At 62.9% G+C, this 8207-nt stretch carries 7 protein-coding genes; 3 read left to right on the top strand and 4 right to left on the bottom strand.

Features of this window, described 5'->3' with window-relative positions; genetic code table 11:
• The coding region (locus EN914_RS15950; RefSeq protein WP_164778752.1) for an FAD-binding oxidoreductase at nucleotides 1–1135 on the bottom strand (1135 nt) is incomplete at its 3' end.
• Nucleotides 1136–1322: 187 nt separating this feature from the next.
• Nucleotides 1323–1565, bottom strand: coding sequence for a DUF1344 domain-containing protein (locus EN914_RS15945; RefSeq protein ID WP_013530037.1), 243 nt, complete (start codon nucleotides 1563–1565; stop codon nucleotides 1323–1325).
• Nucleotides 1566–2011: 446 nt separating this feature from the next.
• Between EN914_RS15945 and EN914_RS15940 the strand changes: the two genes are divergently transcribed.
• Nucleotides 2012–2506, top strand: a complete 495-nt coding sequence (locus EN914_RS15940; RefSeq protein ID WP_024504180.1) for a YegJ family protein — start codon at nucleotides 2012–2014, stop codon at nucleotides 2504–2506.
• Nucleotides 2507–2519: 13 nt separating this feature from the next.
• On the opposite strand, the gene EN914_RS15935 is transcribed toward EN914_RS15940, so the two are convergent.
• Together EN914_RS15935 and EN914_RS15930 are read right to left on the bottom strand one after the other, a co-directional pair.
• Nucleotides 2520–3470: a hypothetical protein gene (locus EN914_RS15935; RefSeq protein WP_245265350.1), complete on the bottom strand. Its 951-nt coding sequence runs from the start codon at nucleotides 3468–3470 to the stop codon at nucleotides 2520–2522.
• 83 nt (nucleotides 3471–3553) lie between these two features.
• Nucleotides 3554–4609 (bottom strand): CapA family protein, encoded by a 1056-nt coding sequence (locus tag EN914_RS15930; protein WP_024504182.1) that lies wholly within the window; start codon nucleotides 4607–4609, stop codon nucleotides 3554–3556.
• Nucleotides 4610–4716: 107 nt separating this feature from the next.
• Between EN914_RS15930 and EN914_RS15925 the strand changes: the two genes are divergently transcribed.
• Both EN914_RS15925 and EN914_RS15920 read left to right on the top strand, forming a co-directional pair.
• Nucleotides 4717–5982 carry a hypothetical protein gene (locus EN914_RS15925; RefSeq protein WP_024504183.1) on the top strand — a complete coding sequence of 422 codons (1266 nt, stop codon included), beginning with the start codon at nucleotides 4717–4719 and terminating at the stop codon, nucleotides 5980–5982.
• 437 nt (nucleotides 5983–6419) lie between these two features.
• Complete coding sequence (locus EN914_RS15920; RefSeq protein ID WP_024504184.1) at nucleotides 6420–8024, top strand: DUF2778 domain-containing protein; 1605 nt, start codon at nucleotides 6420–6422, stop codon at nucleotides 8022–8024.
• Nucleotides 8025–8207 lie beyond the last annotated feature (183 nt).

Raw genomic sequence — 8207 nt, 5'->3', positions numbered from 1 at the left:
GCTGCACGGTGGCGCGCACCTCGGCCATGGCCGAGGTGCGCGCCACCGTGCAGCTTTCGAATTTTGGCTCCAGTGTCTTTTCGGTGAACCATTTCAATTCCTGGAACAGGCTGCCCCATTTCGCCAGGTTGATGATCACCCGCTTCAACCCGACCGATCCCGGTTCGCCGATCTCGGGCTGATCGGCCGGCGGCCGCTCGGCCACCTTGTCGTAACGGTAGACGATCATGTCCTCGAGGAAATTGCCGGGCGCCGTCGACAGATGGCCGTAGAACAGGCCGATATCCTTGTTCGGCTCCAGCACCTTGGCGAAGAATTCCGGAAAATCGTCCGATTTGATGATTTCGCGCGAGGTGCGGTAGACGGCGTTGTCGACGATATCTAGCGTCGCCTCCAGCACCACGCCGAACAGGCCGTAACCGCCGACGACGTGGCGGAACAGATCGGTGTTCTCGGTCGGCGAGCAGGTCGTCACCGAACCGTCGGCCAGCATCACCCGCATCGAGCGGATCGAGCCCGCCACCGAACCCGCCTGGTGGTCCATGCCATGCGCATTGACCGACAGCGAACCGCCGACCGAGAAGATGTCGGTCGACTGCATCGCCTTCACCGCGAAGTGCGGATGCAGAAGGTTCTGGATGTCATGCCAGCGCGCGCCCGGCTGCAAGGTCATGGTCTTGGCCGCCGCATCGACGGTGACCCTGTTGAACTTTCTGAGGTCGAGCACCAGCGCGTTGTCGTCGAAGGCATGCCCGCCCATGGAATGGCGGATGGCGGCCAGCGATATTTTCAGCCCATTGGCACGCGCGAAGGCCAGGGCCTTGGCGATGTGCTCGTCCCCGCTGACCTCGACCACGCCGTAGACCGGGGTCATCGACAGGCCGCTGGCATCGTTGATGTCACCACCCTTTGCCGACCAGGGCAGTGACGCATCGAAGGCCGGCGCATTGTCCAGCGGCTTCAGAGGCAGCGCGAAGCCGTCTATATCGGCTATCCGTCCTGCGTTCTTCGGCCCCGAAGGTCCGCGTGCCAGCCGCGCCACCGTGTTGCCGCCCCACAGCACCGCGCCGCCGACGACAGCCGCACCCAGCAGCAATCGCCGCGACAGGCGAAACCCTTTTTGCTCGTCGGCCATGACTATCCCCCGCTGGCCAAGGGATAGCGCGGCTCTTTGGCAAAAACCATAGCGGCGCCGCCGGGACGGCGTTTTGCCTGGCGTCGAGGGTGGAGGGCACGAAATGGCCGGTCCCCTGAGGACCGGCCAGAATGGAACAGGGTCTGAAATTGCGTCAGCAGGCTTGCCGACGAACGACGCTGACGCCTTACGAGGCCTTCTTGATCGACGTCACGATGCCGGTCTTGTCATCGACGGTCACCGCCACCTTGGCGCCGACCTTCAGTTTCCCGATCGTCGCTTCGGGCGACAGCTGGTAGATCTTGCCGTCGTCGAGGGTGATCGACTTGGTCGTCGGATCGACGGCCTGAATGGTGCCCTGAACGGTCGCGGCATAAGCGGTGCCGAGGAAGGCGAGCAGAGCAGCGGTGGTTGCGAGGGTCTTCTTCATTGGTAAGCACTCCGTGCTGTTTCACTTTTCCGGACCGCCGCCTTGGGAAACGACAGCACCGGACGGCCTGAAACTGGACGGAAAGCGCACCCTCCGCAAATCACATTGGGTGAATTTTCGCAAACAATATCATAGGCTTAATTCCGACACATTATCTGCGACCTAGATCATTTCAGGCCGCTTCGGCTCCCCCAATGAACGCACTTCTGTCCGCGAAAAGAGTCACTTGGCCGATTGTGACGGGCGGCTTTCGATCACCACGCAGCCGCCGCAATCCATCTCGGGCGGCATCACGAAACAGAGCGCTGACCGATCGTCGATACACATTTTGTTTCGCGGATCAGTTCAAAAACCGCCACGCCAACGCTGATCAAACTCGCGCTACGGTTGCAAACCGACGTCGAATGCGGGATGGTGTCGACCGTTGACATGAAGGGGGGCCTTCCATGAAGCTTGCAGTCCGGACTGCGATGTCCCTGATGCTGGCGCTTGCTCCAGGATTGGCCGGCGCACAAGCCACGGATCCGGGCGACGACAAAACAATTATCTTCACTCCCGGCGACCCAGAGATGGCAGCGGCGACCGCGCAGGCGCTCGCCAGCCTGGACGACTTCCTGGCACTGTCCGAGGCGCCTCCCGCCGACACAGAGAGGTTCAAATTGAAGGTCAAGGTACGGGACGGCAACGTCACCGAACACTTCTGGGTCATACCGTTCCGCCGCACCGAAACCGGATTTGTCGGCATATTGGCAAACCAGCCGGAGGAAGTGCACAACGTCGTCCTCGGCCAGAACATAGAATTCACCAGGGACGATATTTCCGACTGGGGATACACACGCGGCGAACGTCAGGTCGGCAGCTTCACCGTGTGCGTCATGTTCAACAAAATGTCGAAAGAAGAGGCGGACTACATGCGTGACAAATACGGCTTCGAGTGCTGAAAGCGCAGCCCGATCAACCCGCTTCGTCCTTCGCGCCGATCTTGCGCACAAGTGCCGCCGTCGCCAGCATCGCGCCCATGTCCGATATCATCGGCGCGACATGCCTGCTGTAGTCGAGCGGCACCGAAATATCCGGCAGCTCGAAGAAGTTCTTCGTATGCGGCAACAGTAGGAAACCATCGCTGCCGTGGAGCGCGACGCGGGCTGGGTCGTCCGGCCAGGTTTCGCCAAGCCATTTCAGCGCCTGCGCCAGCCGGCCGCTCACCAATGGCTGTGCCGCCCCGAGATTGTCGGTGCGGAACTCGTAGGCGGCATCGAGCAAAGCATCGCCGCTGGACAGCTCTTGCAGCTTGCTGGCAAATATGCCGCGAAAGAAGCTGATCACCGCGTTGGTCCGCCGCGTCGCTACCAATATGCCGGGAAACGGCGCGATGGTCTCGAAAGCGACGATGACGCCCTGGAAGGCGGTCGAGGAGCCCTTGCCCGACCCTTCCCGCAGATGCGCCTCGTACAGTTCGAACGGAAACCCCTCATAGCGGCCCGCCACGATGTCGTCGAACGCCTGCCGGTTGAACGGACCAACCGCCGTGCGCGGCAGCCGGTCGAAGGAATTCGGCGTCACGCCATGCTGGTAGCGCATGTCGGCGATGAAGCCGAATATGATCGGCAGCAGCGTCTCGCGGAACGATTGCTGCAGCCCCGTCGCCGGTTTCCTGGCCTGGAAATAGAGCAGGATCGAAGCCGCGAAGCCGATCACATAGAGAAATACATGCGGCGTCGAGACCCATTGCTCGTTGGGGTCGGCGACCTTGTTGAACAGCCAGGCGACCAGCACCACGGCCACCAGCACCAGCCCCACGAACACCGGCACCCGCCAGCGCACCCGCCGGACCGCCGAAGCCCTCGCCGCTTCATAGGCCTCGATGTCTTTTCGGATGCCGGCGATGACCGTTTCGCTCGGCATGAAATCCGCTGATTCCACCGCTACCCCCGCAATCCTGCCTCTGCGGGAGCATGATAGTTGGTTTTGCAAGGGCCGCCAGATGGTTAAGCGGGAACGCCTTCATCGGTTGGTGGAGAAGGGAAGACCGCTTTCAGTCGCTCCGCGACCCTGTCACGCATTCGGCCCTCCAAAGCCTCCACCAACACCAGCCGCTCGTGGTCGCCAGCGCGCAGGCGCATGAAGGGATGCATCCGGTAAGACGCGATCCTGCCGCGCGTACCAGCATCGGAACTGACATCGACAACGAGGATAGAGCCGATGCGGCCCGGCCATGGCTGCCGGGCAAAGGCGGTACCGAGGAAATCGCCGAGCCCATAGGCGACGATCGTCCCGTCAATCTTTTCCACCGGCTGCACGACATGGGCATGATGGCCCGCGATCAGCCTGACGCCCTGCCCGGCCAGCCGCCTGGCCAGCGCTCGCGTCCCGTCGCGCGGAAAATGTCGGAACTCCCAGTCCCAATGCGGCACGGCGCAGAGAAGGTCCAAGCCAGCGGGTGGCCAGCTCGCCGGATCGCTGTCCATCGAAACGCGCCCGGCAAACAGTTTTTCATCGGCGTTCCGCCACAGCGTGAAGGCGGCGAAGCCGATATCAAGCGATCCAACCTGAATCGGCACAACCGGACCGTCGGCCAGGCCGATCGTGCGGATGCCGAGCCGCAGCAACGCCGCGATTGTCTCGTCGAAACCGGCGATGCCCTGATCCAGTACATGGTTGTTGGCCAGCGACAGCACGAGTTTTTCGCGCGCAACCCCAACCGCCGTCAGCGCCTCGGCCAGGAACGGCTCGCTCATCGCATGATGCGTGCCGAGCCTTGTGCCCAGCACCGCGCTTGGCCTGTCCACAACAGGGCTTTCGCAATTGCCGATCACCAGATCGGCAGCGCCGAGCAGCGCCTTGATCGCCGGATCGCAATCCGGCGCGCTGCGGTTGGCCACCGCCGAGATGTCGCCGACAAAGGCAAGCCGCACCGCTTGCTTCGGCGGTGGATCCATCAGCGTCCCGGCCATCGGCGCAAAGTCTTGAGCGTCGCCGGCCAATGACGGCTTCAGGAAACGCGGCAGCCAGGACAGCTTGTAGGAAAACGGATAATTCGACACGCGATGCCCAATTGTTTGCCCTGTGTAGACCGTCCGCCGGGCGGGTTGAAGCGCGGCGCTGCAAATGGTGTATGTTTGCACTGCGCGACAAACATTGGGGGGAAAAGATGACACGACTGGCAGGCCTGCTGACATCCGCTTTCATTCTGCTCCTGCCGCTGTCTTCCGCGTCGGCGGCAATGCCAGAAGCGGCAACCACATTGTTTGAGGCGAAGACCGTGGCCGCGCGCGACACCGCTCTCTCGACGCTGGAGGCTGCCGCGCCAAAAGACCCGGCATCCGCCTATGCGGCCGGGGCGGGCGAGTTCTTTACCGCACTGGAGATCCTGGCCACCGGCCAGCGCCGTCATGGTTTCGAAAGCCCGCAATCCTTCATGCTGCCGCTGATGCGGTTGCCAGTGCCCGACAATCCCAATCCCGAGCCGCTCACTTACGAGCAGTTCCGCGCCATCCTGGTCGGCTTCCGTGACCGGCTGGAGAAATCCGCAGCCACGTTTGCCTCGGTGCCGCCCGATGCCGATATCGGCATGGTCATCGATCTCACCCATGCCGGCATCGACCTCAACGAGGACGGCACCATCGCGCCGGACGAGAGCATGGCGGCGATCATCGCCTCACTCTCGCGCGGCGGTATCTCGTCGGACGCCGCCGCCCCCACGCTCACCTTCCGCTTCGACCGCGCCGACGGCTACTGGCTGCAGGGCTATGCCGAGTTCCTGATGGCGCAGGCCGATTTCTGGCTGGCGCATGATTTCAGGAGCACCTTCGACGGCTCGTTTCACATGCTGTTCCCGCGCGCCAAATTGCCGCTGCAGGATATTCTGGTGCCGCCGGCCGGCGATATGGGCTCGAGCATCTTCTCCTCGGAATGGCGCATCGCCGATTTCATCTCGATGGTGCATCTCGTCAACTGGCCGGTGATCGAACCGGAGCGCCGGCAAGCGGCGCGCCGCCACCTGCTGGAAATGATCCGGCTGTCGCGCGAGGACTGGAAGGCGATCCGCGCCGAGACCGACAATGACCGCGAATGGCTGCCTGGACCGCAGCAGAAGGGCGAGAACCCGCTCACCGGCCTCGAAGTCGGCGAGGAGCAGGTCCAGGCCTGGCTCGCCGCCTTGACCATGGCCGAGGATCTCCTGGAAGGCCGCAAGCTGCTGCCGCATTTCCGCGTCACCGCCAGTACTGGGCTTGGCATCAACATGAAGCGCTTCTTCGACGAGCCAAAAAACTTCGATCTCGTGCTGTCGATCACCGGCCCGGCCATCGCGCCCTACCTCGAAAGCGGCGAGCTCGTGACCAGCGACGATTTCGACCAGATCCAGCGCCAGTTCGGCGGCGGCGGGTTTTTGACGTTTGCGCTTTGGTTCAACTGAGGGTGGGCCGTTTGAGGCCGCCTTCCCGCGAGAAATCTAGCATGGCAGGCAACAGTTTTACCGGAAACACGCGCGCCTTTTTTAGGCAGGTCTGCCGGCAGTCGGTTCGCTGCATACACCGCGCGGAGGCGCTGCGTAAAAATTAGCAGTGGCTGTTTTGCTTGACTCGGCCGCCAAAAACAGGCAGCAAAACCAGGTCGGAAGGGCGACAACACCACTTTCCTGGCCGTGGACGAAGGCTGATTTGGCCAAAATCCACATCTCGTCGTTGGTTTTGAGAGGAATTGATTAACCAACTTTGTCCATATTTTGAAGCAATCGGCAACCAACTACAGACGCGGCAAACGCGTCGGGGACCACCTGGGATCACTCACAGAATGGTCGTCGCGGCTCTCAAGGCCACGTACGGGGAAACCGATTGAAGCGAGATTGGTTGCATGGCGTTGTTGAGTACACACAAAAAAAACCGGGGACAGCGTGAGGGCGGCGAGTTCGTCGATGCTCCACGTTCCCCTTCCTTCAACGCTGGCCGGGTGGCCCGCTGGGTCGCGCTGCCTTGCGTCAGCACCGCCATCGGTCTTTGGTTGATCGGCACCATGGCTGGCCTCAGTTCCGTCGGCGCCTCTCTGTCGGCAACTTCGGTTGGCCTGCCCCAGACACTGTCGACAGCGGGATCGCTCGCACTTGCCGATCCGCTGAAACAGCACTTTTTGAAAGCACCCTTCGTGCTGGCCAACGCCAATGGCGGCACTCAGGCCCTGCATGATCATTCGGTGCAGTGCGGCGCCAGCTGTTTCAAGCTGGCCAGGGTAAGCGCGCGGGCGGAAAAATCCGAACGCCTTGTAGCGCAGGCAAAGCCGATGCCCGCCGCCGTGAAGTCGAAGGCGCAGGAGCGCTTCGAACGCATGGAAGCGTCGCTTTCGCCGATGAAGTTGGCCGCTGCCTTTGCCGACGCCGGAAAGCCTGCCGCCAGTGCCAACACCCGCCCGGTGATCTCCACAGTCGCACCGCGAATTGCCGAGGCGTCGTTGGTGCCCTCCGTCCAGCTCACAGCCAGCCTGTCCGATAACATGCCAGTTCCGGCGGCCGAACGTTTCGCCCGGCTGGATACCGACTCGGTGGTCGTTCAGACCGCACCGCCTCCGATGGGCTTTGCCCAATCCGGTACGCCGGACAATTCGCAGTTGGCGCTTGCTCTGGTGCAGTCCCTGCCGGCCGACGACGAGGCGTTCGCCTCACCGCTGCCGATCGAGGAATCGTCAGCCGATGTCGTGGTTTCACCCGTCGAAACCCAGCAGGATCAACCCGGCGATGCCGCCTCCCTGCCGGACGCTCTGACCGACGACGTGCCGTTGCCGACCCGGCGTCCGCAATTCGACGCGCCGCAGCCCAAAGTGGTCCAGCAGGAGCCTAAGTCCGTCCAGCAGCCGAAATCCGTTCAGCAGCCGAAGCCGGCACGCGAGACGGTCCAGCAGGCCCAGCCGGCAAAACCGACGCGGCAAGGCCGGCCGGCCGATGGCGGCGATGTGCTGGCCTATGCCAAGCCCGACACGCCCTCGGGCGGCCTTGGCAAGGCGTTCAGGAACCTCTTCAACTCGCCAGCCGCCAGGAGCGGAGCCGGCAATGGCGTCGCCGTGTACGACATCAGCAGCGCGACCGTCTACATGCCTGACGGCTCGAGGCTGGAGGCGCATTCAGGCATCGGCGCCATGGCGGACCAGCCGCGTTATGCCGACCAGAAGAATCGCGGACCCACGCCGCCCAACACCTACAATCTGTCGATGCGCGAGTCGCGCTTCCACGGAGTGGAGGCCTTGCGCCTGACACCGGTCGATGGCCGCAACAAATACAATCGCAACGGCCTGCTGGCCCATACCTACCTGCTCCGGGGCCGCTACGCCCAGTCGAGCGGCTGCGTCGCCTTCAAGGACTATGCGCGCTTTCTCGCCGCTTTCAAGAAGGGCAAAATCAAACGCCTCGTCGTGGTGCCGCGCCTGAACGGGTCGGCGACGCAGGTCGCATCAGCCGCCAGGGGCGTGTAACGACAAGAGGCTTTCGGGCGCCTTCCCACTGCTCCTGACAGCCTGCTGTCAGGAGCAGCGCTGTCCGGCACGCCTCTCCCCACCGCGCTCTTTCCATTTTGGCCAGGAAATCCCATATTCGGGACATGGCCAAATCTCCCGATCAGAAAACGCCGCCGACGGCGAATGACGACCGCGCCGCGC

Origin of the sequence: Mesorhizobium sp. M7A.F.Ca.CA.001.08.2.1 (genome assembly GCF_003998455.1) — a bacterium.
Taxonomy (GTDB): Bacteria; Pseudomonadota; Alphaproteobacteria; order Rhizobiales; family Rhizobiaceae; genus Mesorhizobium; species Mesorhizobium ciceri.
Note: the sequence above shows the minus strand (reverse complement) of the source record. Positions and strands in the feature narration are given on the sequence as shown.

Bases quoted from the DNA above. Each gene is read 5' to 3' on its own strand.
- EN914_RS15945 (WP_013530037.1), bottom strand. From the start codon at position 1,565: ATGAAGAAGACCCTCGCAACCACCGCTGCTCTGCTCGCCTTCCTCGGC.
- EN914_RS15940 (WP_024504180.1), top strand. From the start codon at position 2,012: ATGAAGCTTGCAGTCCGGACTGCGATGTCCCTGATGCTGGCGCTTGCT.
- EN914_RS15935 (WP_245265350.1), bottom strand. From the start codon at position 3,470: ATGCCGAGCGAAACGGTCATCGCCGGCATCCGAAAAGACATCGAGGCC.
- EN914_RS15925 (WP_024504183.1), top strand. From the start codon at position 4,717: ATGACACGACTGGCAGGCCTGCTGACATCCGCTTTCATTCTGCTCCTG.
- EN914_RS15920 (WP_024504184.1), top strand. From the start codon at position 6,420: ATGGCGTTGTTGAGTACACACAAAAAAAACCGGGGACAGCGTGAGGGC.